The 22400-nt window shown below is 60.5% G+C and carries 22 protein-coding genes and 1 pseudogene; 18 read left to right on the top strand and 5 right to left on the bottom strand.

Annotated features, from left to right (window positions below):
• The first annotated feature begins 82 nt into the window (after positions 1-82).
• On the top strand, positions 83-1714 hold the full coding sequence (gene ggt / locus H4V98_RS19910; protein WP_196864682.1) for a gamma-glutamyltransferase: 1632 nt from the start codon (positions 83-85) through the stop codon (positions 1712-1714).
• 194 nt (positions 1715-1908) lie between these two features.
• On the opposite strand, the gene H4V98_RS19905 is transcribed toward ggt, so the two are convergent.
• Positions 1909-2505 (bottom strand): recombinase family protein, encoded by a 597-nt coding sequence (locus tag H4V98_RS19905; RefSeq protein WP_196864681.1) that lies wholly within the window; start codon positions 2503-2505, stop codon positions 1909-1911.
• Positions 2506-3130: 625 nt separating this feature from the next.
• Here H4V98_RS19905 and H4V98_RS19900 point away from each other — a divergent pair.
• A complete protein-coding gene (locus H4V98_RS19900; RefSeq protein ID WP_196864680.1) occupies positions 3131-3334 on the top strand; it encodes a hypothetical protein in 204 nt (67 codons plus the stop codon).
• 257 nt (positions 3335-3591) lie between these two features.
• On the opposite strand, the gene H4V98_RS19895 is transcribed toward H4V98_RS19900, so the two are convergent.
• The gene (locus tag H4V98_RS19895; RefSeq protein WP_196864679.1) at positions 3592-4038 is read right to left on the bottom strand and encodes a PACE efflux transporter; all 447 of its coding nucleotides are present in this window, start codon (positions 4036-4038) and stop codon (positions 3592-3594) included.
• A 261-nt stretch (positions 4039-4299) separates the two neighbouring features.
• On the opposite strand from H4V98_RS19895, the gene H4V98_RS19890 reads away from it, so the two are divergent.
• The 16 genes from H4V98_RS19890 (at position 4300) to H4V98_RS19815 (ending at position 20393) form a co-directional block, all read left to right on the top strand.
• Entirely contained in the window at positions 4300-4992 is a 693-nt protein-coding gene (locus H4V98_RS19890; protein WP_196864678.1) for an IS6 family transposase, read from the top strand.
• A gap of 259 nt (positions 4993-5251) precedes the next feature.
• On the top strand, positions 5252-5602 hold the full coding sequence (locus tag H4V98_RS19885; RefSeq protein ID WP_181374760.1) for an iron-sulfur cluster assembly accessory protein: 351 nt from the start codon (positions 5252-5254) through the stop codon (positions 5600-5602).
• 63 nt (positions 5603-5665) lie between these two features.
• Positions 5666-7102, top strand: a complete 1437-nt coding sequence (gene sufB, locus H4V98_RS19880; RefSeq protein ID WP_196864677.1) for a Fe-S cluster assembly protein SufB — start codon at positions 5666-5668, stop codon at positions 7100-7102.
• A complete protein-coding gene (sufC, locus tag H4V98_RS19875; RefSeq protein ID WP_196864676.1) occupies positions 7099-7899 on the top strand; it encodes a Fe-S cluster assembly ATPase SufC in 801 nt (266 codons plus the stop codon). Before sufB ends, sufC begins: the two co-directional genes overlap by 4 nt.
• On the top strand, positions 7896-9212 hold the full coding sequence (sufD, locus tag H4V98_RS19870; RefSeq protein ID WP_196864675.1) for a Fe-S cluster assembly protein SufD: 1317 nt from the start codon (positions 7896-7898) through the stop codon (positions 9210-9212). The genes sufC and sufD overlap by 4 nt, the downstream gene beginning before the upstream one ends.
• Positions 9209-10462 carry a cysteine desulfurase gene (locus tag H4V98_RS19865; protein ID WP_196864674.1) on the top strand — a complete coding sequence of 418 codons (1254 nt, stop codon included), beginning with the start codon at positions 9209-9211 and terminating at the stop codon, positions 10460-10462. The genes sufD and H4V98_RS19865 overlap by 4 nt, the downstream gene beginning before the upstream one ends.
• Positions 10462-10911 carry a Fe-S cluster assembly sulfur transfer protein SufU gene (gene sufU / locus H4V98_RS19860; protein ID WP_181374765.1) on the top strand — a complete coding sequence of 150 codons (450 nt, stop codon included), beginning with the start codon at positions 10462-10464 and terminating at the stop codon, positions 10909-10911. The genes H4V98_RS19865 and sufU overlap by 1 nt, the downstream gene beginning before the upstream one ends.
• Positions 10912-10947: 36 nt before the next feature.
• Positions 10948-11196, top strand: a complete 249-nt coding sequence (locus H4V98_RS19855; protein ID WP_181374766.1) for a BolA/IbaG family iron-sulfur metabolism protein — start codon at positions 10948-10950, stop codon at positions 11194-11196.
• Between the two features lie 13 nt (positions 11197-11209).
• On the top strand, positions 11210-11530 hold the full coding sequence (grxD, locus tag H4V98_RS19850; RefSeq protein ID WP_181374767.1) for a Grx4 family monothiol glutaredoxin: 321 nt from the start codon (positions 11210-11212) through the stop codon (positions 11528-11530).
• A 56-nt stretch (positions 11531-11586) separates the two neighbouring features.
• Complete coding sequence (locus tag H4V98_RS19845; RefSeq protein WP_181374768.1) at positions 11587-12147, top strand: NifU family protein; 561 nt, start codon at positions 11587-11589, stop codon at positions 12145-12147.
• Between the two features lie 81 nt (positions 12148-12228).
• Positions 12229-13476, top strand: coding sequence for a P-loop NTPase (locus H4V98_RS19840; protein WP_196864673.1), 1248 nt, complete (start codon positions 12229-12231; stop codon positions 13474-13476).
• Complete coding sequence (locus H4V98_RS19835; protein WP_196864672.1) at positions 13469-14131, top strand: NifU family protein; 663 nt, start codon at positions 13469-13471, stop codon at positions 14129-14131. Before H4V98_RS19840 ends, H4V98_RS19835 begins: the two co-directional genes overlap by 8 nt.
• Positions 14132-14212: 81 nt before the next feature.
• Positions 14213-15208 carry a lipoyl synthase gene (gene lipA / locus H4V98_RS19830; RefSeq protein WP_196864671.1) on the top strand — a complete coding sequence of 332 codons (996 nt, stop codon included), beginning with the start codon at positions 14213-14215 and terminating at the stop codon, positions 15206-15208.
• A gap of 81 nt (positions 15209-15289) precedes the next feature.
• Positions 15290-18031 carry an aconitate hydratase AcnA gene (gene acnA / locus H4V98_RS19825; protein WP_196864670.1) on the top strand — a complete coding sequence of 914 codons (2742 nt, stop codon included), beginning with the start codon at positions 15290-15292 and terminating at the stop codon, positions 18029-18031.
• A 591-nt stretch (positions 18032-18622) separates the two neighbouring features.
• Complete coding sequence (locus H4V98_RS19820; protein WP_196864669.1) at positions 18623-19951, top strand: NAD(P)/FAD-dependent oxidoreductase; 1329 nt, start codon at positions 18623-18625, stop codon at positions 19949-19951.
• A gap of 211 nt (positions 19952-20162) precedes the next feature.
• The gene (locus H4V98_RS19815; protein WP_231374870.1) at positions 20163-20393 is read left to right on the top strand and encodes an IS110 family transposase; all 231 of its coding nucleotides are present in this window, start codon (positions 20163-20165) and stop codon (positions 20391-20393) included.
• A gap of 40 nt (positions 20394-20433) precedes the next feature.
• On the opposite strand, the pseudogene H4V98_RS19810 reads toward H4V98_RS19815, so the two are convergent.
• The 3 genes and pseudogenes from H4V98_RS19810 to H4V98_RS19800 form a co-directional block, all read right to left on the bottom strand.
• Positions 20434-20850, bottom strand: a pseudogene (locus tag H4V98_RS19810) (DDE-type integrase/transposase/recombinase); the annotation flags it as partial.
• A gap of 5 nt (positions 20851-20855) precedes the next feature.
• The gene (locus H4V98_RS19805; RefSeq protein WP_280757923.1) at positions 20856-22163 is read right to left on the bottom strand and encodes an IS4 family transposase; all 1308 of its coding nucleotides are present in this window, start codon (positions 22161-22163) and stop codon (positions 20856-20858) included.
• A 10-nt stretch (positions 22164-22173) separates the two neighbouring features.
• Positions 22174-22380 (bottom strand): hypothetical protein, encoded by a 207-nt coding sequence (locus tag H4V98_RS19800; RefSeq protein ID WP_196868299.1) that lies wholly within the window; start codon positions 22378-22380, stop codon positions 22174-22176.
• Positions 22381-22400 lie beyond the last annotated feature (20 nt).

Genomic DNA, 22400 nt, shown 5'->3' with positions numbered 1-22400 from the left:
CGTAAACCGTTTCTCCTTTTAGTTCTTTACATCTACCCCCTGCCGTATCGCTGATGCCGCACGGGGCTTTTTCTTTGAAGCCATGAAAACACAAGCAATGGTGGTCTGCCCCCAGCCCGAGGCGGCCGAATCCGGTATTGACATCCTGCGCGCTGGCGGCAACGCGGTGGACGCCGCAGTGGCTACTGCCCTGGCGCAGACGGTGGTCGACCCGCTGATGTGCGGTATTGCTGGCTTTGGTACCGCCGCCGTTTACCTGCCGGGCGCCAGGGTGCACGAGTATTTCGACTTCCACTCCCCTGCGCCGCTGGCGGCCAGGGAAGACATGTGGGAGCACCTTCTCGAAGCCGAGACCAAAGACGGCTTTGGTTTCATCCTGAAGGGTCGCGTCAACGACATCGGCCCCCAGTCCATCGGCACGCCCGCCACGCTTAAGGGACTGGAAGCCATGCACCAGGCGCACGGCCGATTGCCATGGAATCAGGTGGTCGAGCCCGCGATCCGCTGGGCATCAGAAGGTTTCTTCGTGCGGCCGGGCATGCACGCCTTCTGGATCGATGAGCCCAGCATGGGCCGCGTTGGCAACCTCGAGCGTCTGCAGTATTGCGAGGACAGCCGCGCCCTGTACTGCCGCGCCGACGGACGCCCCAAGGCCATCGGAGCTCCCCTGCGCAATGAAGGAATGGTCCGGGTGCTGAGCCAGATTGCCGAAGAAGGCTCGCACCCGTTTTACCAGGGCGACCTAGCACGCCAGATGGTGGCGCATCTGCAATCGCTCGGTGCGTTGATCTCGCTTGACGATCTGGCCAAGTACGAGGTGCAGCGCAACCCGCCTCTGGTGGGCACCTATCGCGACCGCACCATCACTACCAACCAGCCTCCGGGCGGAGGCGCCATGCTGCTGGAGATGCTCAACATCCTTGAGCACTTCGACCTGGCGACCATCGAGCACAACAGCCCCGAGTACATCCGGCTCGTGTGCGAGGCCATGAAAAAGGCCACAATCGACAAAGATCGTCACATTGGCGACCCCCGATTTCTGGACGTGCCCTTGGACCAGTTGCTGTCCAAGGACATAGCGCGCGGCGTGGCCGAGCAGATTCGCGCAGGCCACCGCTACAACGTGGAGCGCGTAAACCACGGCGCGCCCGTGCCGCGCGACACCACCCATCTGAGCGTGGTGGATGCCGACGGCAACGCGGTGTCCATGACCCACTCGCTGGCCATGCCTTCGGGCATCATCACACCAGGCATGGGCTTTCTCTACAACGGCTGCATGGGCGTGTTCGACCCACGGCCTGGTCGCGCGGGCAGCATCAAGCCGGGCAAGAGCCGCTTCACCTCGTCGTGCCCTACCATGACCTTCAAGGACGGCGCCCTCGACATCGTGCTCGGCTCGCCTGGTGGGACGCAAATCGCCATGGGCGTGCTGCATGTGCTGCTCAACGTCATCGACCGCGGCATGGAGATGCAGGCCGCCGTGTCGGCACCACGCTTTTCGTCCACCAGCAATTCCATCGACGTATGCAATCGGATTCCGCGCTACACCACGCGCGCCCTGGAGGCCGAGGGCTACACCATCGGTCGCAACCCCTATAACTACACCATCGGCTGGGTGCACGGCGTGCAGGTGCAGCCCGACGGCCTGCATGGCGGTGCGGACCCAGGCCGCGATGGCGTGGCGTACAAGCTGAGCATGAATACTCTGCACTGATAGGCCAATTACGGAATATTTGATGCGCTGAAATTGCGCAACCTGGAGAAAAAGCTTCAGTTGAGCGCTGCACGTTTCTTGAGCGCTAAAGCAGTGATGGGATCACCCGTTTTGGCCGGCACGGCTGCAGCTGGCGGCAGCAGATATTCAGGCGCTCAACGAGGTCAGTGCGGGCGGGTGACCCTTTTCACGGGCTAAACCATCGCACAAGCACTGATCGCCCCATCCCGGACCCGCATGACTGTCTGCCGACTGGTGCCAAACGCTCGGGCAAGGGACGCAATGGATTCTCCGGACGCGAGCCGCGTTTTCAACGCTTGCACTTGCAAGGGGCTCAGGCTCTGGGGCCTGCCCAGTGTCTTGCCTTCAGATTTCGCGCGCGCAAGCCCCGCTTGGGTCCGCTCGATCAACAGGTCGCGTTCAAATTCAGCCACAGCGGCGATCACCCCCATGGTCATCTTTCCGGCCGCACTGGTGAGGTCAACACCGCCCAAGGCTAGGCAATGCACACGCACCCCCAATTCCGTTAAAGCTTCCACGGTCACGCGCACGTCCATGGCGTTACGCCCCAGCCGGTCGAGCTTGGTCACCACCAGGACATCGCCCGACTCGAGCTTGTCCAGCAGTTTTCGGAAGCCCTTGCGCTCAGATGCAGCGACCGAGCCCGATACAGTTTCCGTGATGGTGCGCGGGGCGGTGACCTCAAAGCCTGCGCCGGCGATTTCCTGATCTTGGTTGCTGGTGGTCTGGTCTGCTGTGGAAACTCGGCAGTAAACGAAAACTCGGGTCATGGGAAAAGTCCTGCATGTTCGTAAATGATGTCCGAATCATGCGGAGTGTTCAAAACCAAGTAAAGCTAATTTACGGACATACGTTTTACGGCTGACCATATACGGTCGATTCTGAACACTTTGAGCGCTACCCGTTGTGGCGGTCCATAAATTCAATCGAGATTTCGCTGTGAATAACAGCCATTCGGCATTACCTACCGGTCACCACCGGTAATTTTCTGGAAGTTCACTTTCCAAGTTTTCCCGACCGATCAGTGATCATCCATAGTGACCTGCAGCGTGCCCGAAGCGGTCATCTGAGCTTTATATTTTGGTGATCTTTACAGAAGTAATTTAATGCAAAGCCCATGCACGACAGGATTCAATTTTAGTTACTGAGTAACTTAGGCCGAACATGATGTTCACTTTGCTCAACGGGCTGTGACCGACCGTAGTGCGTTGCTAGAGGATGCGGCTGGTGGCCCCTATTACCCAACTGATCAAGATTGGATAGACCTGGCAGGACTGGCCGGGATCAAGCTGGAATCGGAATTTGGCACCAATTCATGCAGCCCATCTGGAAAATTCAATGAAAGTCAGTGACTTGATCGCGTAGCTGCAGCGGATGCCGCAAGAACTCGAAGTGATGTTGCCGTGTGAAGGAGGCCTGGACTACGCCATGGGAGTCGGCATCGTTCAGGTGGCTAAGACCAAGCACGATTGGTCCGGAACACCGATTGGCAATTACTGGCAGATGGAGAAGATGTACGGCTACGAACCTGAACTGGAGACCGGACAAACGTTCCCGGTGGCGGTCATTGACTTTGAAGAAATCGCGCAGCAGCCCTGACACGTCTTGGGCGAGACTTCCTGAATCGACGAAATAGCGTTATGTTGTCAACCCGGTGGGGTGGTCAGCCGTCAATAAAACGATCCTTTATTGGATACGAAACCAAGGTCGGCATTGCAGCGTTTGCTGCCTGTGGCCAACGACAGCTTTCTGGTAGTTCAACTCCTACGCCTTCCCCACACCTCAGCAGTCATTCATGGCGGTCAGGAAAGAGCCTAAAGCAGACATGCCCATGCCAGGATCCTTGCCCCTTTTTCCTAGACGTCAGCAGCATTTGAGTCCTTCTTCAATGCCGATGCAGGCAGTCCAAAGACTCGATCGAACGCCCATGTGAACGCGATAGCGTAGACGAAGAAAAAAAGGAGGAGGCCCAGATTGGCCACGAATGCTGCTGCTGGGGGGATGCCCAGCCAGAGCGACATGACTGGAACAAGAATGATCACTAAGCCACCCTCGAAGCCGGTCCCATGCGTAAGCCGTCTGGCGAATGAGCGCCCGCGCACGGTTTGTCGCGACTCCCATCGCTCGAAGATTAAATTGAACGCGTAGTTCCATATCAGAGCAATGGTGGATAGCACGACGGCCAACCCAAATGTGGACGTTGGCGGCTCGTCGAAGGCAAAGCTCAGCACGGGTCCCACGACTGCGATGGCAATTATCTCGTACAAGACGGCTTGAAGAATGCGGCGGGTTAACGGTGACATAGTGAGCAAGAAAGGTCTACAAAGCGGTTACGCGTTGCATTGGCAAGGGGGTCCGTTTGCATCGAGATTACGTCAGTCGCTGTGCATATGCCGCCTAAAAGGTGAGAAGCCCCGGCGCACATGGGTGGTTGTGCCGCAACACTCGTTGCCATCTGCCATCTGCCATCTGCCATCTGCGGAGACCGCTGGTTGTGTCGCGTTGACGATCAAGCAGCCTGCTCGACTATGCTGGGTGCTTTGAACGAAAAGGCTTGAAACGCAATGCTGGCTGCCAAAGGAATGCGCTTCCCAATCGACGTCATTCTGGTGTGCATTCGCTGGTATGCGGCTTATCCGTTGAGCTACCGGCATCTGGAGGAAATGATGAAGGAACGCGGCGTGTGTGCAGACCATTCCTCTATCAACCGCTGGGCGATCCGGTTTCTACCCTTGCTGGAAAAAGCCTTTCGCAAGAACAAGCGCCCGGTGGGCAGCAGCTGGCGCATGGACGAAACCTATATCAAGGTCAAGGGCACCTGGAAATACCTCTACCGGGCGGTGGACAAGGAAGGCAAGACGGTCGATTTTCTGCTGACGGCCAGGCGCGACAAGGCCGCAGTCCTGCGGTTCTTTGACAAAGCCATGAAGCCCAACGGTGTTCCGGAAAAGGTAACGATGGACAAGAGCGGCGCCAACAAGGCGGCCATGGATGAGATCAATGTCCGAGGCGAAATACCGATCATCGTGCGGCAAGTGAAGTACCTCAACAACATCGTGGAGCAGGACCATCGGGCCATCAAGCGGGTCACCAAACCAATGCTCAACTTCAAGTCATTTCGGGCCGCCAGAAATGTCCTGACCGGCATCGAACTCATGCACATGATCCGCAAAGGTCAGTTACTGCTGCAAGGCTTGATCGAGCTGTCGTTTGCCGACCAGTTTTATGCATTGGCAGGAAAAATCCGCCCTGTTTGAGGAATTGGCATTCGTCCTGCCCGAAACACGTTCATCAGCCGGCAACGCGACAGAACCCCGGCACGTCATGCCGCGCACGGTCTCGCCAAGCCCCTTCCCACGCCAATGTCAAAAGGCCGATGGTTGACTAATCTGGTCAAGATATTTATAGTTGACTAAATAAGTCGGGTATCTATTTTTCCATCAGAGATATCCCTCCCGAAAAGACCCGCCAGGCGGTCGCTGACAGCAGCCCGGTAGCAACCAAGGAGTTTGACCCATGACCATGACATTGACTGAAAACGCAGCGTTGCAGATCCAGCGCCAGCTTGAAAAACGCGGCCAGGGCATTGCCTTGCGCATTGGCGTCAAGAAGGTTGGCTGCACCGGCTTGGCGCACACTTTTGACCTGATCGACGAGGTCGGCCCGGGCGACCACAGCTTCGAGTCGCATGGCGCGCGCATCGTGGTCGATTCTGAAAGCCTTGAATTCCTTGACGGCTCGCGCATCGACTTCGTCACCGACGGCCTGAAGCAAAGCTTCAAGTTCGACAACCCCAATGTTGAAAACGAATGCGGCTGCGGCGAAAGTTTCAACGTCAAGAAAAAAGCCGGGACTGCCACACCGTAATCAACGTCAAGGCCTGACCGCCCGCGTTTTCTTCAAGCCACATCACCAGCCAGAAGGACCCCAATGAGTGCACTGCTGCAGCAACTCGTCAACCAGCCCTACAAGCACGGATTTGTCACCGACATCGAATCCGATGTCGCGCCCAAGGGGTTGAGCGAGCAAACCATCCGCATGATTTCGGCCAAGAAAAGCGAGCCCGCGTGGCTTCTCGACTTCCGGCTCAAGGCCTACCAGGCCTGGCTGCTGATGACCGAGCCGTTATGGCCCAACGTCCATTACCGGAAGATCGACTTCCAGGCCATCAGCTACTACGCCGCGCCCAAGCAAAAACCCAAGCTCAGCAGCATGGACGAGGTGGACCCCGAGTTGCTGCGCACCTTTGAAAAGCTCGGCGTTCCGTTGCACGAACGCATGGCGCTGGCCGGCGTGGCGGTCGATGTGATTTTTGACAGCGTGTCAGTGGCCACCACCTACAAGGCCAAGTTGGCCGAGGCCGGCATCATTTTCTGCTCGATGTCCGAAGCCGTGCTGGAGCACCCGGAACTGGTGAAGCAGTACCTGGGCACGGTAGTTCCGACGAGCGACAACTACTACGCCGCGCTCAACTCGGCGGTGTTCACCGACGGCTCGTTCTGCTTCATCCCCAAAGGCGTGAAGTGCCCGATGGACTTGTCCACCTACTTTCGCATCAACACCGAGGAATCGGGCCAGTTCGAGCGAACGCTGATCGTGGCGGAAGAGGGCGCTTCGGTGTCCTATCTGGAGGGCTGCACGGCACCGGCTTTCAGCAGCAACCAGTTGCATGCGGCGGTGGTGGAACTGGTGGCGCTCGACAACGCTGACATCAAGTATTCGACGGTGCAGAACTGGTACGCGGGCGATGAAAACGGTGTCGGCGGCATCTACAACTTTGTCACCAAGCGCGGCCTGGCCAAGGGCGCGAACTCGCGCATTTCCTGGACGCAGGTCGAGACCGGATCGGCCATCACCTGGAAGTACCCGTCGGTGATTTTGCGCGGCGACCACTCGGTCGGCGAGTTCTATTCGGTGGCGGTGACCAACCACCACCAGCAGGCCGACACCGGCACCAAGATGATCCACCTGGGCAAGAACACGCGCAGCACCATCGTCAGCAAGGGCATCTCGGCCGGGCAGTCGAGCAACAGCTACCGGGGCCTGGTCAAGGTGATGCCCACGGCCACCGGGGCGCGCAATTATTCGCAGTGCGATTCGATGCTGATTGGCGACAAGTCTGGTGCGCACACCTTTCCCTACATCCAGGTGCGCAACCCGACCGCCCAGGTCGAGCACGAGGCGTCGACCTCCAAGATCGGCGAGGACCAGCTGTTCTATTTCGCCCAGCGCGGCATCAGCGCCGAAGCCGCCGTGTCCATGATCATCAATGGATTCTGCAAGGACGTTTTTCAACAATTGCCGATGGAGTTCGCGGTCGAAGCGACCCAGCTGCTCGGCTTCAAACTCGAAGGAGCGGTCGGATGATCCACCCCAACAGCCCGGTTTTACTCGACGTGCGCGGCCTGTGCGCCAGCGTCAACGGCATCGACATTCTCAAGGGCCTGGACTTTACCGTCCGGCGCGGTGAAGTGCATGCCATCATGGGTCCGAACGGCTCGGGCAAGAGCACCTTTGCCAAGGTGCTGGCCGGCCACACGGCCTATGAAGTCACGGCGGGAACAGTGCAGTTTGAAGGCCAGGACCTGCTGACGCTGGCGCCCGAGGCACGCGCCCTGGCCGGCATGTTCCTCGGCTTTCAGTACCCGATCGAAATCCCCGGCGTGGCCAACAGCCAGTTCTTGCGCCTGAGCTACAACACGCTGCAGGCGCAGCGCGGCCAGGAAGAGCTGGATCCGCTGGAGTTTGACGACTTTGTGCGCGAGAAAATGAAGCTGCTGGAGATGAACCCCGATTTTCTGGACCGCAGCGTGAACGAAGGCTTTTCGGGCGGCGAGAAAAAGCGCAATGAAATTTTGCAGATGGCGCTGCTGGAGCCGCGCCTGGCGATTCTGGACGAGACTGATTCCGGCCTCGACATCGACGCGCTGCGCATCGTGTCGCAAGGCATGAACCAGTTGATCACGCCTGAGAACGCCGTTATTCTGGTCACGCATTACCAGCGGCTGCTGAACTACATCGTGCCCGACTTTGTACATGTGATGGAAGCCGGCCGCATCATCAAGACCGGCGGCAAGGAGCTTGCGCTGGAACTGGAACAACGCGGCTACGACTGGGTCAGCGCCGAGCACGAAGCGGCGAGCGGCGTGGAGGTCAGCGCATGAACAGCGCCATCGCACTTCGCCCCCCCACGGTGGACCACCTGGGCGCGCTGCTGGCCAACCAGCCGCTGCTGGCGCCCAGCCCTTGGGTGCATGTGAACGCGCTGCGCGAACAGGCGCATGCCGCGCTGGGCGCGCTGGCCATGCCGACGCTGCGCGACGAGGCCTGGCGCTTCACCAGCCTGGCGCCGCTGCACCGGCTGACGTTCCAGCCGGTGCAGGCGGCCAGCCGCCTGCAGCTAGAGGACATCGCGCCGTTTTGCCTGGACGACGTTGCGTGCCGGCTGGTGTTTGTCGATGGCATTTACGCGCCGCAGCTGTCCAGCCCAGCCCCCGAGGGCGGCGTGGTCGTGACCAACTTGCTGACCGCCATGGCCACCCATGCCGCCGCGCTGGAGGCGCAATTCGGCCGCCGGCAGATGCTGGGCGACAACGTGTTTGCCGCGCTCAACACCGCCTTCATGCAGGACGCGGCGGTCGTGCTGGTACCGCGCCATGTGGCGCTGGCCGCGCCGGTGCATCTGCTGTTCGTGGCGACGCAGGCGGGCGCGCTCAGCCACCCGCGCTGCCTGGTGCTGGCCGAAGCGGGCAGCCGCGCGACGCTGGTTGAAGACTATGTGGCGCTGCAGGATGCGGCCTACCTCGTCAATCCGGTGACGGAAATCGTGCTGGCCGACCAGGCGCAGCTCACGCATGTGCGCGTGCAGCGCGACGGCCCGCAGGCGTTTCACATCGCCAACGGCGCGGTGTCGGTGGGGCGCTCGGCCAACTACCAGTCGGTGAGCGTGGCGATGGGCGCGCAGCTGTCGCGCTACCACCTGAGCGTGGTGCTGGGCGAGGGCGCCGAATGCGCTGTGGACGGCCTCGCGCTGCTCGCTGGCAGCCAGCTGGCTGACACCCACAGCTGCATTGACCACGCCCAGCCGCACGGCACCAGCCGCCAGCTGCACAAGTGCATTGCCGAAGGCAGCGCGCATGCGGTGTTCAACGGCAAGGTGATCGTGCGTCCGGGCGCCCAGCGCACCGACTCCGCGCAGTCCAGCCGCAACCTGCTGCTCAGCAGCCGGGCGCAAGTGGACACCCAGCCACAGCTGGAGATTTTTGCCGACGACGTAAAATGCACGCACGGCGCCACGATTGGCCAGCTCGATGCCGAGGAAGTGTTCTACCTGCAAAGCCGTGGCCTGTCCGGCAGCGCCGCGCGCCAGTTGCTGACCTACGCGTTCGGCGCCGAGATCCTTGAGCGTATTCCCGTCGCCTCTTTAAAACACCAGCTGCAGCAGCGCATGCTGGCGCAAACCGGCAGCCAGCCATGAACGCGCGCGCCGAGCCAATACACGTCACGCCCGCCTTCGATGTCGAACGCGTGCGCGCCGACTTTCCCATCCTGCAAATTGAGGTTGAAGGCAAGCCGCTGGTCTACCTGGACAACGCCGCGTCGAGCCAGATGCCGCAGCCAGTCATCGACCGGCTGGTGCGCTACCAGAGCACCGAGCACGCCAACATCCACCGGGCGGTGCACACGCTGTCTGAACGGGCGACGGCCGCGTACGAGGAAGCGCGCGCCAAGCTGCAGCGCTTCATCAACGCACCCGACGTGCGTGAAGTCATCTTCACCAGCGGCACCACCGAGGCCATCAACCTGGTCATGCACGGCTATGGCCGCAAGTTCATCCAGGCCGGTGACGAGATCATTTTGACCACGCTGGAGCACCATTCCAACATCGTGCCGTGGCAGATGCTGGCCGAAGAAACCGGCGCCATCATCCGCGTGTTGCCCATCAACGACGCCGGCGAGCTGTGCCTGGACCAGTTCGAGCCACTGTTCAATGACCGCACCAAACTGGTCGGCGTGAGCCATGTCTCGAACGCGCTGGGCAGCATCAACCCGGTCAAACAGATGATCGCGCTGGCGCACAAGCGCGGCGTGCCGGTGCTGGTCGATGGCGCGCAGGCCGCGCCGCACCTGCCGGTCGATGTGCAGGACCTGGACTGCGATTTTTATGCTTTTTCGGGCCACAAGCTGTGCGGGCCGACCGGCATTGGCGTGCTCTACGGCAAGGCCGCGCTGCTGGAAAAAATGCAGCCCTTCAAGGGCGGCGGAGACATGATTTTGTCGGTGTCGTTCGAGAAGACGGTCTACAACGCGATCCCGTACAAGTTCGAGGCCGGCACGCCACCAATTGCCGCCGCCATCGGGCTGGGCGCGGCCGTCGATTACCTGTCGGCCATCGGCATGGACGTTATCGCCGCCCATGAGCATGCGCTGCTGCAGTACGCCACGAGCCAGTTCAGCGACCTGCCCGGCCTGCGCCTCATTGGCACGGCCCAGGACAAGGCGGCAGTGCTGTCTTTCACGCTCGACGGCATCCACCCGCACGATGTCGGCACGCTGCTGAACCAGGACGGCATTGCGGTGCGCACCGGCCACCATTGCGCGCAGCCGGTGATGGCGCGCTTCAAGGTGCCTGCCACCACGCGCGCCTCGTTTGCGTTCTACAACACCATGGCCGAAGTCGATGCGCTGGTCGCCGGCATCCGCAGCGTGCAGAAAGTGTTTGCCTGATGGCTGACTACAAGGCGCTCTACCAGGAAGTCATCCTGGACCACAACAAAAAGCCGCGCAACTACGGCACGCTGGACCGCCCCAGCCACCAGGCCGAGGGCCACAACCCGCTGTGCGGCGACCACCTGAGCGTGGGGTTGAATCTGGATGGCGATACCGTCGACCAGATCGCGTTCCACGGCGAGTCGTGCGCCATCTGCAAGGCGTCGGCATCGATGATGACGGTCGCCATCAAGGGCAAGACGCGTGCGCAGGCGCAGGCCTTGACCCAGGAATTCCTGGCCATGGCCACCGGCAAGCTCGACCTGAATCAGCCTAACCAGATCGGGCGGCTGGCGGTGTTTGCCGGCGTGCGCGACCTGCCCACGCGCGTCAAGTGCGCGATCTTGCCGTGGCACACGCTGCAGGCCGCCTTCAATTCGCAGGGCACGGCCAGCACCGAAGCGTGATGTTGTTAATGACTGCTGACCCCCTGAAAGGCCCCCATGCTGACTGCCCTTGAACTTAAAAACTACATCGCGAACGGCCTGGCCTGCGACCACGCGGAGGTGCTGGGCGATGACGGCCAGCACTTCGAGGCAGTGGTCGTGAGCCCGCTGTTTGCGGGAAAAACCCTGGTCCAGCAGCACCAGCAGGTCTACCAGGCGCTGGGCGATCGCATGCGCTCGGAGATCCACGCGCTGTCGCTGCAAACCTTCACGCCCGAGGCCTGGGCGAAATCGATCACTCAATAACTTTGGAACCCACATGAACGTTCACGACAAAATTCACGCGCAAGTCCACACCAACGCCGTGGTGCTCTACATGAAGGGAACGCCGCAGTTCCCGCAGTGCGGCTTTTCAGGCGCCACGGTGCAGATGCTGCAGGCTTGCGGCCTGCAGGACTTTGCCGCCGTCGACGTGCTGGCCGACCCGGACATCCGGGCTGGCATCAAGGCCTATGCCAACTGGCCGACCATTCCGCAGCTCTATGTCAACGGCGAGCTGGTGGGCGGCGCCGACATCGTTCGCGAGCTCTACGAGTCGGGCGAGCTGCAGACGCTGGTCAACCCGGCAGGGGCGTCATGACCTTGAAATTACCCTGGTCCAGCGCCCGCCCGGCGCCCATTTTTCAGGAGACTTGAATGCCGAAAATTGCCGAAATAGACGACACCCCTAACCCGAATGCGGTCAAGTTCACGCTCCACGAGCCGCTGACCTGGGGTGTCTCGCATTCCTACGAGAATGCAGACCAAGCCAAAGGCGATGCGCTGGCCTCGGCGCTGTTCGCTATTGCCCATGTCAGCAACGTGTTCTACGTGGACCGCTGGCTGACCGTGACGCAGGACGGCGGCGCCGACTGGCCGGAGCTGGTGCGCCTGATCGCCGTGCCGCTGCGCGCGGCGCCGGCGGCCGCTGCACAGTCGGCCGCCGCCGTATTTGCCGCGCGCGTGGCAATAGACGACATGAGTGAGGAGGAGCAGGAGCGGCTGGAATTGATCAGCGAGCTGCTGGACCAGCGCATCCGGCCGTCGCTGCAGGCCGACGGCGGCGACCTGCATGTGGTCGGCCTGTCCGGCAACTACCTCAGCATCCATTACCAGGGCGCCTGCGGCAGCTGCCCGAGCTCGATCTCCGGCACGCTCGCCGCCATCGAGAACCTGGTGCGCACGATCGAGCCGGAGTTGGCCGTGGTTTCGGTCTAGCCTGCTGCCGCGACAGGCCGGCAGCCCACGACACGCCATGACCGCCCTTCATCCCTGAACCCATAAGGCAGAAACACCGCCATGCAAACCACCAACCCCGCGCAACAATCCGCACCAGCCGCTTTACCCCAGCCAGCCGCCGGCCCCGGGAAACTGCCGGGCATCCGTCACATCATCGCCGTCGGCAGCGGCAAGGGCGGCGTCGGCAAATCCACGGTGAGCGTCAATCTGGCGCTGGCGTTGCAGCAGCGCGGGGCGCGCGTCGGGCTGGTCGATGCCGACATCCTGGGCCCCAGCATCCCAGGCATGCTGGGCATCCCGACCGGTGAGCCGCCAGCGATGACGGCAGACAACCGGATGATCCCGGCGCAGCGGCACGGCCTGAAGGTGGTGTCCATGGGCATGCTGACCGGTGACGACCAGCCGGCCGTACTGCGCGGGCCGATGGTGGGCAAATACCTCAAGATGTTCGTTGGTGGCGTGCAATGGGGCGATCTGGACTATCTGATCCTGGACCTGCCACCCGGCACCGGTGACACCCAGCTGACGCTGGCGCAAAGCATGCCGCTGTCGGGCGTGGTGATCGTGACGACGCCCCAGGCCGTCAGCCTGAAGATCGCCCGCCGGGGCTTGCGCATGTTCGAGAAGGTGCAGGTCCCGATTCTCGGCATCGTCGAGAACATGCGCACCTTCACCTGTCCGCACTGCGGCGAGACCACGGATATTTTCCGGCACGGCGGCGGCGAGCTGATGAGCGAGGAACTCGGTGTGCCGTTCCTGGGCGCCTTGCCCCTGGCCGCCGAGGTCGTCACTTGCGGCGATGAAGGGCGTCCCATCGTGGTCGCGCAACCGGCGTCGCTCAGCGCACGGGTGTATGCCGCCATCGCCGACGCGCTGGTCGAGCAGGTGCACGCAGCGGTCACGGTGCTCAAGCCCTTTGTCTGGAAGTGGGACAGCGACGAGGGTGCGCCAGCCTGGATGGAAGGCGCTGTGCAGCCTGCCGGCGCGCGCACCATCCCGGTGGGTCTGCTGCGCCGCGATCCGCGCACCTTGTCGCTGCTGTGGGAAGACGGCCATCGCGACGATCTCGATGTGCGCGACCTGCGCCTGGCCTGTCGCTGCGCCCTTTGTGTGGAGGAGATGAGCGGGCGCAAGCTGCTCGACCCCCGGACGGTGCGGGCCGATGTGAGCCCGCGCCAGATCACCAGCATCGGCAATTACGCGATCCAGTTCGACTGGAACGACGGCCACAACAGCGGGATTTATGCCTTCAACGACCTGCGCGCCTTGGGCGAACGGGCTGGTCTGCAAAGCGTCGAAGATGTCTGAAACCCTGGCGCCAGACCAGATTCGGGCGGATCAGCCGGTCAGCATCCGCGCCGAGGCATCGCTGGTCGATCCCGACAGCTGCAAATTCACAGTCAGCTCCAGCGTACATCCGGGCGGCTCCTCCTTTTTTGCCGGCAGAGAACGCGCAGCCGGGTCGCCGCTGGGCGAGCGGCTGTTTGCGCTTGACGGTGTCGCCAGCGTGCTGATTGCCGGGAACGTGGTGACCATCGGCAAGGTGCCAGGCACCGCCTGGACGGGACTCAAAGCCGCCATCGGCGCGGCCATCCGCACCCAACTGCTGAGCGGCATGCCAGCGGTATTGGAGGCGGCGGGCCGCACCAGCCTGCAGGCCCCGTCAGACGCCGAGCTTGGCGCGGCGGTTCAGGCGCTGCTGGACCGGGAAGTCAATCGTTCCATCGCCAGCCACGGCGGCAAGATTTCGCTGTTGGACGTTCGCGACGGCAGGCTTTTCATCACCATGAGCGGCGGCTGCCAGGGCTGCGCATCGTCGCAGGTCACGTTGCGCCAGGGCTTTGAAGTCATGGTGAAGCGGGTGGCCCCGGAAATCACGGAAATCGTCGATGCGACCGACCACGCGGCCGGCCGCAAGCCGTTCTACCCGCGTGCCGCGGCCGGCGAGCAACTGATCACCTGATAGTCGCCAGAAGACCGAACCTCATTTCAATCGCTGTTGCAACGCCCTGAGCGTGGCAAAGCTAACCAGGACATACGCAACATGACCCTTGAGACCATCCGCTTCAGAGGCATCGTGTCGGTGCTGCCGCAGGCCTCCGCCACGTCTCCCCGGCCAGACCAGCAAAGAGGCAGCCTCAAGACCAAGCGCGAACCGGTCGACCCCGAAGACCGCCTGCGCAAGCCCGACTGGATTCGCGTCAAGGCGGCGATTCCCGCTGGCCGCTTTCGCGAGATCAAGGACATCGTGCGCGCCCACCAACTGGTCACCGTGTGCGAAGAAGCCTCTTGCCCCAACATCGGCGAGTGCTGGAGCAAGGGCACGGCGACCTTCATGATCATGGGCGACAAATGTACGCGCCGCTGCCGCTTTTGCAACGTCAGTACGGGTCGCCCCGACGCACTCGATGCCAACGAACCGGAACGGCTCGCCAAAACCATTGCGTTGATGAAACTCAATTACGTCGTCATTACCTCGGTTGACCGCGATGATTTGCGCGACGGCGGCGCTAGCCACTTCGTCGAATGCATCCGCCAGATCCGCGCACAGTCACCCAACACCCGCATCGAAATCCTGACCCCCGACTTCGGTGGTCGACTTGACCTCGCGCTGGAAATCCTCAGCGGCGCGCCGCCCGACGTCTTGAACCACAACATCGAAACAGTGCCGCGCCTATACAAGGAAGCCCGTCCCGGCGCCGATTTTCAAAATTCGCTCAACCTGTTGCAGCATTTCAAGGATAGGCATGCAGGCATACCGACCAAGTCCGGGATCATGGTTGGGCTGGGCGAGACCGATGCCGAAATCTTGCAAGTGATGCGCGACCTGCGCGCGCACAGCGTCACGATGTTGACCATTGGCCAATACCTGCAGCCGTCCGGCGGTCACCTGCCGGTGCGCCGCTATGTGCACCCGGACACTTTTAAGATGTATGAGGAAGAAGCTTACAAGATGGGGTTTCTAAATGCAGCGTCGGGCCCGATGGTGCGCAGTTCTTACCATGCCGATCAGCAGGCGTATAAGGCAGGAATAGTCTGAGCTAAATAAAAACCGACGGACTCGCCTAAAAATTTCCACTATTCATTCCAATCCTTTTCTTCTCCTAGTCAGGACCATCCAATGAACGACTCATTTTCAACCCGCGACAATCTCACCGTCAACGGCATCGACTACACCATCTTCAGCCTGGCGAAACTGGGACAGTGCTTCGATCTGTCAAAAATGCCGTTTTCGATGAAAATCCTGCTGGAAAACCTGCTGCGCTGCGAAGACGGCGTGTCGGTCACCAAGGCCTCGATCGAGGCCGTCGCGCAGTGGAACGGAAAGGACGAACCGAAGACCGAAATTGCCTTCATGCCGGCACGCGTGGTACTGCAAGACTTCACCGGCGTGCCCTGCATCGTCGATTTTGCGGCGATGCGCGATGCTGTCGTCAAGCTTGGCGGGTCGGCGGCTAACATCAACCCATTGATCCCTTCCGAACTGGTGATCGATCATTCGGTACAGGTCGATTCTTTCGGCAAGCCCAACTCGCGCGACATCAACGCCCAGATCGAATTTTCCCGCAACGGCGAGCGTTACAGCTTCCTGCGCTGGGGCCAGAAAGCCTTCAACGATTTCAAGGTGGTGCCGCCCAGCACCGGTATCGTGCATCAGGTGAACCTGGAAAACCTGGCGCGCGTGGTGATGGCACGCGACATGGGCGGCGTTAAGTACGCCTTCCCGGACACGGTGTTCGGTACCGATTCACACACCACGATGATCAATGGCCTGGGCGTTCTCGGCTGGGGCGTAGGCGGCATCGAAGCGGAGGCCGCGATGCTGGGTCAGCCGAGCTCGATGCTGATCCCGCAGGTGGTCGGATTCAAACTCACCGGCAAGCTGCCTGAAGGCGCGACCGCGACCGATCTGGTGCTAACCGTCACGCAGATGCTGCGTTCGCTCGGCGTGGTCGGCAAATTTGTCGAATTTTATGGCGATGGATTGAATGACCTGCCGCTGGCTAACAGAGCGACGATCGCAAACATGGCCCCGGAATACGGCGCCACCTGTGGCATCTTCCCGATCGATGGCGAATCGTTAAGCTACCTGCGCCTGACCGGGCGCAGCGAGGAACAGATTGGCCTGGTCGAAGCCTACGCCAAGGCGCAAGGCCTGTGGCGCAGTGACCAGGAAGCCGAGTACAGCGCGACCCTGCACCTCGACATGGGGACGGTGCTACCGTCGCTCGCCGGACCGAAGCGACCGCAAGACCGCGTGCTGTTGTCCGACATGAAAAACAATTTCACGACCAATCTGGTTGGCATGGTCGCCAACCGCAAGCCGCTCAAGAGTTCCGTGCAACGCTTCGAAAATGAGGGCGGTGACGTCACCGTCGAGCATGACGCTTCAGTGAACGCCTCGAGCCAGGTGTCGATCAAAGACAATGGCTTCGTCCTGAAGGACGGCGCCGTGGTTATCGCCGCGATCACGTCCTGCACCAACACCTCCAATCCCGCAGTGATGCTGGCGGCCGGACTGCTCGCCCGCAATGCCGTGGCCAGGGGTCTAAAGGCCGCGCCCTGGGTCAAGACGTCGATGGCACCGGGTTCGCTGGTGGTCACCGATTACCTGAACAAGGCGGGTTTGATGGATGACATGGAAAAGCTCGGCTTTTTCATCGTCGGCTACGGTTGTACGACGTGCATCGGCAATTCTGGCCCACTGCCCGACGACGTGTCTCGGCGCATCTCCGACAAGGACCTGGTCGTAGCCGCGGTGCTGTCCGGCAACCGCAACTTCGAAGGCAGGATACATCCGGAAGTGAAAATGAATTATCTGGCATCGCCGCCGCTGGTGGTGGCCTATGCGCTGGCAGGCACGGTGAATATCGACTTGACCATCGACCCGCTGGGCACCGGCAGCGACGGCAAGCCGGTTTACCTGCGCGACATCTGGCCGTCGAACAAGGAAATCGGCGACTTGATAGCGTCAAGTGTTGGCCCGGAAATGTTCAAGCGCAACTATGCCGATGTTTTTGCCGGCGACAGCCGCTGGACCCAGATCACCTCGCCAGATGGCGAAGCGTTCGCATGGGACGAGGCTTCAACCTATATCAAGAACCCGCCCTACTTCGACGGCATGCAAATGCGCGTCGGCCGCATCGAGGACATCCATGGCGCGCGGCTGCTTGGCCTGTTTGGCGACTCGATCACCACCGACCATATTTCGCCAGCCGGCAACATCAAGACCAATTCACCGGCGGGTCGCTTCCTGCAATCGCGCGGCGTGCAGCCACAACACTTCAACTCATACGGTTCGCGTCGCGGCAATGACGACGTGATGGTGCGCGGCACCTTCGCCAACATCCGCATCAAGAACCTGATGCTGGGCGGGGAAGAAGGGGGTGACACCATCCACTACCCGTCGAACGAGAGGCTGGCGATTTACGACGCGGCGATGAAGTACAAGGCCGACGGGGTGCCGCTGGTGGTTGTCGCCGGCAAGGAATACGGCATGGGCTCATCGCGCGACTGGGCGGCCAAGGGCACGTTGCTACTGGGCGTCAAGGCCGTGATCGCCGAGAGCTTCGAGCGCATCCATCGCTCCAACCTGGTCGGCATGGGCGTATTACCGCTGCAATTCATGACCAGCCAGAATACCGTGTCGCTGGGCTTGAAGGGCGATGAGTCGTTCGACATCACCGGCCTGCGCGATGGTGCCAGCCCAATCGTCGATGTGGTTGCCACCGGCGGTGATGGGCGCCTGGTTTCCTTCAAGGCGCAGGTGTTGTTGATCACGCCCAAGGAAGTCGAGTACTTCCGCCACGGCGGCATTCTGCAGTACGTGCTGCGTCAACTGGCGTCCAGAAAGGCGGCGTGATCGATGGTTTTGTAGCATTAACCGTCAAGCCGTGCGCTCGTTTAGGTTGTGTCAACTTGCCGAGGAAAAACCTGAGGTTGATTTTCTTCAACCTCGAAAAACTCAAGGCAAAACGAAGAGGCTGAACTGCATTGAATAAGCCGACGCTCGGCAGGTTGGATGGCCAAGTTTATCGCGTCATCTCAGGCCAGGGCGAGCATGCAGGTAACCTGAAGTTTATCAACGGGGTATGGAAGATCAAGGCGATCGGTTGCGACCGGAGTGGTGCCGTGATTCCCGGCTGGGGCATCTGGCCGAGCGCCGCAATACCACCTTCGTCGCGCTCGACGAAGAGTTAGTCAACGCCAGACTTGCCCGCGATTTAAGAAACTGTCGGCGTGCTTCACCACGTTTTGTTCTCCCGCTTACGGGAAAGTTAGTCAAAAACGGGGACTTTCACCTGAACTGGGTCAACTCAGGAGTTTTGGTTGAACTCAGTAGGGCTGACTAAGTAGTTGATTATTCAAATTCAAATTCGTACCGTATGCATGCATCCACAATTCGCATGCGGAATCAGGACAATCAGAGTAAAACAGCGTCAGGAATATGAACATGAACCAGTTACTCGCACGCAGTTTGCACCGAATTGTTATCGTAGGCGGTGGTGCCGGCGGCTTGGAATTGGCGGTCACACTGGGGAAAAAACTTGGCCAGACTGGTAAAGCGAAAATCACGCTGGTTGACGCCGCGCGAATCCATTTGTGGAAACCGCTGCTGCACCAAGTCGCTGCGGGCACGCTCGATAGTCGCGCGGACGAGATGGAGTATTTCGCACTGGCGCGCAAGCACCACTTCTCTTTTCGTCTTGGCCGCATGGAAGGCCTGCAGCGCGCCAGCAAAGAGGTCGTTCTGGCACCGATGCGAGATGAGGACGGTGCAGAATTATTGCCGCGCCAACTGGTGCCTTACGACAGCCTGGTTTTCGCGCTGGGTAGCCAAGGCAATGATTTTGGCACGCCCGGCGTGCGCGAGCATTGCATCCTGCTCGACACGCCCGTCGCAGCCGAGCTTTTTCATCAACGCCTGATCAACAGCTGCATCCGCGCCCAGACTGCCGCCAAGTCGTCTGGCGAAGGCAGTTTTACCGTCACCATTATTGGTGGCGGCGCGACCGGCGTGGAGCTATCGGCCGAACTGCGCATGACGACCAGAATTCTTTCCAGTTACGGTGTGACGCATTTCGATCCTGAAAAAGACTTGAAAATCGTTATCATCGATTCCGCACCGCGTTTGCTGCAGATGTTGCCGGAACGGCTCTCCACCTCGGTCGCATACGAGTTATGCAAGCTCGACATCGACGTCCACACCGACGAAAAAGTCGTCAACGTGTCACAAGACGGGGTGCAAATGGCCAGCGGCAAATTCATCCCCAGCGGCATCGTTGTGTGGGCGGCGGGTATCAAGGCGGCCGATTTCCTGAAAGACATCGATGGGCTGGAAACCAACCGCCTGAATCAATTGGTGGTACGAAACACCATGCAGTCGAGCCGCGATCCCTCCATTTTTGCATTCGGCGATTGTGCCGCCTGCCCGCAAGGCGAAGGCTTGCCGAATGTGCCACCGAGGGCGCAGTCGGCGCACCAACAAGCCAGCACGTTGGCAAAATCATTGATTCGATCACTGGAAAATAAGCCCTTGCTGGCATTCCATTACAAGGATTATGGCTCGCTGGTTTCGTTAGGTGAATACAATACGGTCGGCAGCCTGATGGGCACGATTGCGCGCGGCTCTGTGTTCATTGAAGGCACTATCGCCAAATGGATGTACTGGTGGCTGCACAAGCATCATCAAATCGCAATCAACGGCCTGTTCCATACATGGCTGTCGACCTGGGCCGAAACGATCAACTGGGCACGCAATCCGCGCATCAAGCTGCATTGACCGGCCTCATTCATTTGACTTATGACTTGATGCCGGTGCTCGATGGACGGGGTGCTGTCACTTAGATTTGTTGAGCAGGTTGAAATATTCAACTATTGGCGGGGACGCGAAAAAGGGTTCTGAAAATCATCTAGCCGGCATCCTGCCCCCGAGGCAGGTGGTGGACTTAAAGTGAGTTTGCAAACTTTCTTTAACTGACCTGGAGCCTGAGATGAAATACTGCGGAATTGACCTTCATTCAAACAATAGCGTGGTGTCGGTGCTCGACGAGCAAGATCACGTTGTGGCCGAGAAGCGCTTACCCAATGATCTTGAAAAGATCATTGGGCTTGTCAAACCCTGGCAATCAGAATTGGCAGGTGTCGTGGTTGAATCCACTTTCAATTGGTACTGGTTGGTCGACGGACTCAAGGATGCGGGATTCACGGTTCTGTCGCAATAGTGGAGCTTAGCCGAAAAAAGTTGCGTCGCTGAGCTGGAGATCAAACAGCGAGGCTGTAGAACTGCTGCGCTGCGGACATGGGTTTGCCGGCGGGGCAGTTCATCTGCCCCTTGCCGATCATGTGCATGGTTTCGATGCCTGCAATGATAATGCGGGCACTCCAAAATGACTTGAAACCCAGCATTGGACGAGTAAGCCGTTTGATGGCCCGGTGGTCTTGTTCAACGATGTTGTTGAGGTACTTGTTTTGACGCATCAGGATATCGACGCAAGCGTCAGCCTTGACGCTTTCAATGGCGGCTGTATTGGCGCCGCTCTTGTCGATGGTGATCTTCTCTGGCACGTCGTGCAGGTTGATGGCACGTTCCAGAAATCGGCGGGCAGCAGCCATATCTCGCTTGGCAGTCAGCAGGAAGTCCACCGTATCGCCAGCCCTGTCAACAGCCCGGTAAAGGCATTTCGTTATACACAAGTCCCCTGAGCCTGAAGCTCGCGTGAGAACCTGATGCCGGCGGCAAAGTCCAGAATGCGCTGCATACCAAGCCAGATGGTTTTCACGCCCGGCTCACCATCACCCGTGCGCGCTAGAAAGCCACCGAGTCTGGCAACCAAGCGCACCACCTCGTTGAGCGTGGGCGGCTTGCTTGGCAGCTTCTGCTTGTTCAGGATGTAGGCGGCTTTCCACTCATCGGGCTCGAACATCAACTGGGCATCCAGGTCCGGGCAACTTCGCCCCAGCCGCATCAGCCGGGCGATACGCCAGGCCACCACCATGTACAGCACCAGCGCGCGCTCAATCTTCTCGATGCTTCCCAGTTGCAGCGCCTCGATGCGGCAGCCGTTCTTCAGGACATGAAAGAACATCTCGATTTCCCAGCGGGCCCGGTACCAGTCAATCATGCGCGCGGCCTGCTCCAGGCTCTGCACCGGTAGATTGGTCAGCAGCCGCCACTCGACAGGCTTGTCGCCTGCGGCAGGCTGCATTTCCTTGGCCACGATGCAACTGGCCTGCACAAAGTGGCCTTTGCCATCGGGCAGTTCGAGCATTTGCGCCCACACCTGCTGGACCACTTCACGGGCGCGCTGGCCCTTGCGCGAGGCCATTACAAAGCGTATTTCGCCCAGAGGCTCGCTTTGCAACACAGAGATCCAGAGTTTGTCGCCGCTGGACAGGGTGCGGTTGTGTTGGGAGCGCAGCAGCCAGTCCACAGGCGTGCCCAGCGCGCGCGCACGCCGCATCAACTCCATGATGTCGGCCTCGCGGTCAGCCAGGTACACCAACCGGGTGCCGGACAACTCGGCGGCCATTTCGGCCAGCCGCTCGTAACCTTCCACCCAGCGCACACTCTCCTTGATGCCGGGGCGGCTGCCGTCCTTGTTTTTGGGTTCGCGTGCCCACATCCACGCGTCGAGCACGCCCAGCGGTTCGCGCGAAGTCGACACGGCGTAGGTCGGATGCGCGTACATGCCGCGCTGCGCTTCGTAGCTCAGCGGCCCCAGGCCGCTGGCCTCCTGCCCGTTGAAGTCCAGCTCGGTCGTGTCCTGAATGCACAGCACCACCTCGTGCCCGGCCATGCGCGTCTTGGCGCAGTCCGTGTGCGCGCCCAAAATCGCACGCCAATCGACTTCCTCGTTGCCGAAGAACCGGTACGCCGCCATGGTGTCGGCCCAGTCCCCGCAGGCTTGCGGCACGCTCGCCATGGGCTGGGCGCTCAAGCGCTCCACCAGCCGGATGGCCCGCTTGTTGCGCCGCTCATCGCCCAAGTCTATCGTCTCAAATTCAGTGCCTGCCCAGCCCATCGTTTTCCTTCAAATCTTTCTTGAGGGGAATTTTGCCGGAGTTGTGTATAACGAAATGCGCTTGACCTGGTCCCAGGGGCAACGTGGCGCTCAGCCAGGCGCTCAGCGTGTCCACGTCGCCGAGGTTACTTTGCAGCTGCGCGATGCGGTGCTGCATGTCCCAGCCTTTTTGTCGGTTTACCTTCAATCTGTCACTTTTGAACTTTC

The organism is Polaromonas sp. CG_23.6, from assembly GCF_029892315.1.
Taxonomy (GTDB): Bacteria; Pseudomonadota; Gammaproteobacteria; order Burkholderiales; family Burkholderiaceae_C; genus Polaromonas.
This window is presented reverse-complemented; position numbering and strand designations above follow the sequence as displayed.

Bases quoted from the DNA above. Each gene is read 5' to 3' on its own strand.
- ggt (WP_196864682.1), top strand. From the start codon at position 83: ATGAAAACACAAGCAATGGTGGTCTGCCCCCAGCCCGAGGCGGCCGAA.
- H4V98_RS19905 (WP_196864681.1), bottom strand. From the start codon at position 2,505: ATGACCCGAGTTTTCGTTTACTGCCGAGTTTCCACAGCAGACCAGACC.
- H4V98_RS19900 (WP_196864680.1), top strand. From the start codon at position 3,131: ATGTTGCCGTGTGAAGGAGGCCTGGACTACGCCATGGGAGTCGGCATC.
- H4V98_RS19895 (WP_196864679.1), bottom strand. From the start codon at position 4,038: ATGTCACCGTTAACCCGCCGCATTCTTCAAGCCGTCTTGTACGAGATA.
- H4V98_RS19890 (WP_196864678.1), top strand. From the start codon at position 4,300: ATGCTGGCTGCCAAAGGAATGCGCTTCCCAATCGACGTCATTCTGGTG.
- H4V98_RS19885 (WP_181374760.1), top strand. From the start codon at position 5,252: ATGACCATGACATTGACTGAAAACGCAGCGTTGCAGATCCAGCGCCAG.
- sufB (WP_196864677.1), top strand. From the start codon at position 5,666: ATGAGTGCACTGCTGCAGCAACTCGTCAACCAGCCCTACAAGCACGGA.
- sufC (WP_196864676.1), top strand. From the start codon at position 7,099: ATGATCCACCCCAACAGCCCGGTTTTACTCGACGTGCGCGGCCTGTGC.
- sufD (WP_196864675.1), top strand. From the start codon at position 7,896: ATGAACAGCGCCATCGCACTTCGCCCCCCCACGGTGGACCACCTGGGC.
- H4V98_RS19865 (WP_196864674.1), top strand. From the start codon at position 9,209: ATGAACGCGCGCGCCGAGCCAATACACGTCACGCCCGCCTTCGATGTC.
- sufU (WP_181374765.1), top strand. From the start codon at position 10,462: ATGGCTGACTACAAGGCGCTCTACCAGGAAGTCATCCTGGACCACAAC.
- H4V98_RS19855 (WP_181374766.1), top strand. From the start codon at position 10,948: ATGCTGACTGCCCTTGAACTTAAAAACTACATCGCGAACGGCCTGGCC.
- grxD (WP_181374767.1), top strand. From the start codon at position 11,210: ATGAACGTTCACGACAAAATTCACGCGCAAGTCCACACCAACGCCGTG.
- H4V98_RS19845 (WP_181374768.1), top strand. From the start codon at position 11,587: ATGCCGAAAATTGCCGAAATAGACGACACCCCTAACCCGAATGCGGTC.
- H4V98_RS19840 (WP_196864673.1), top strand. From the start codon at position 12,229: ATGCAAACCACCAACCCCGCGCAACAATCCGCACCAGCCGCTTTACCC.
- H4V98_RS19835 (WP_196864672.1), top strand. From the start codon at position 13,469: ATGTCTGAAACCCTGGCGCCAGACCAGATTCGGGCGGATCAGCCGGTC.
- lipA (WP_196864671.1), top strand. From the start codon at position 14,213: ATGACCCTTGAGACCATCCGCTTCAGAGGCATCGTGTCGGTGCTGCCG.
- acnA (WP_196864670.1), top strand. From the start codon at position 15,290: ATGAACGACTCATTTTCAACCCGCGACAATCTCACCGTCAACGGCATC.
- H4V98_RS19820 (WP_196864669.1), top strand. From the start codon at position 18,623: ATGAACCAGTTACTCGCACGCAGTTTGCACCGAATTGTTATCGTAGGC.
- H4V98_RS19815 (WP_231374870.1), top strand. From the start codon at position 20,163: ATGAAATACTGCGGAATTGACCTTCATTCAAACAATAGCGTGGTGTCG.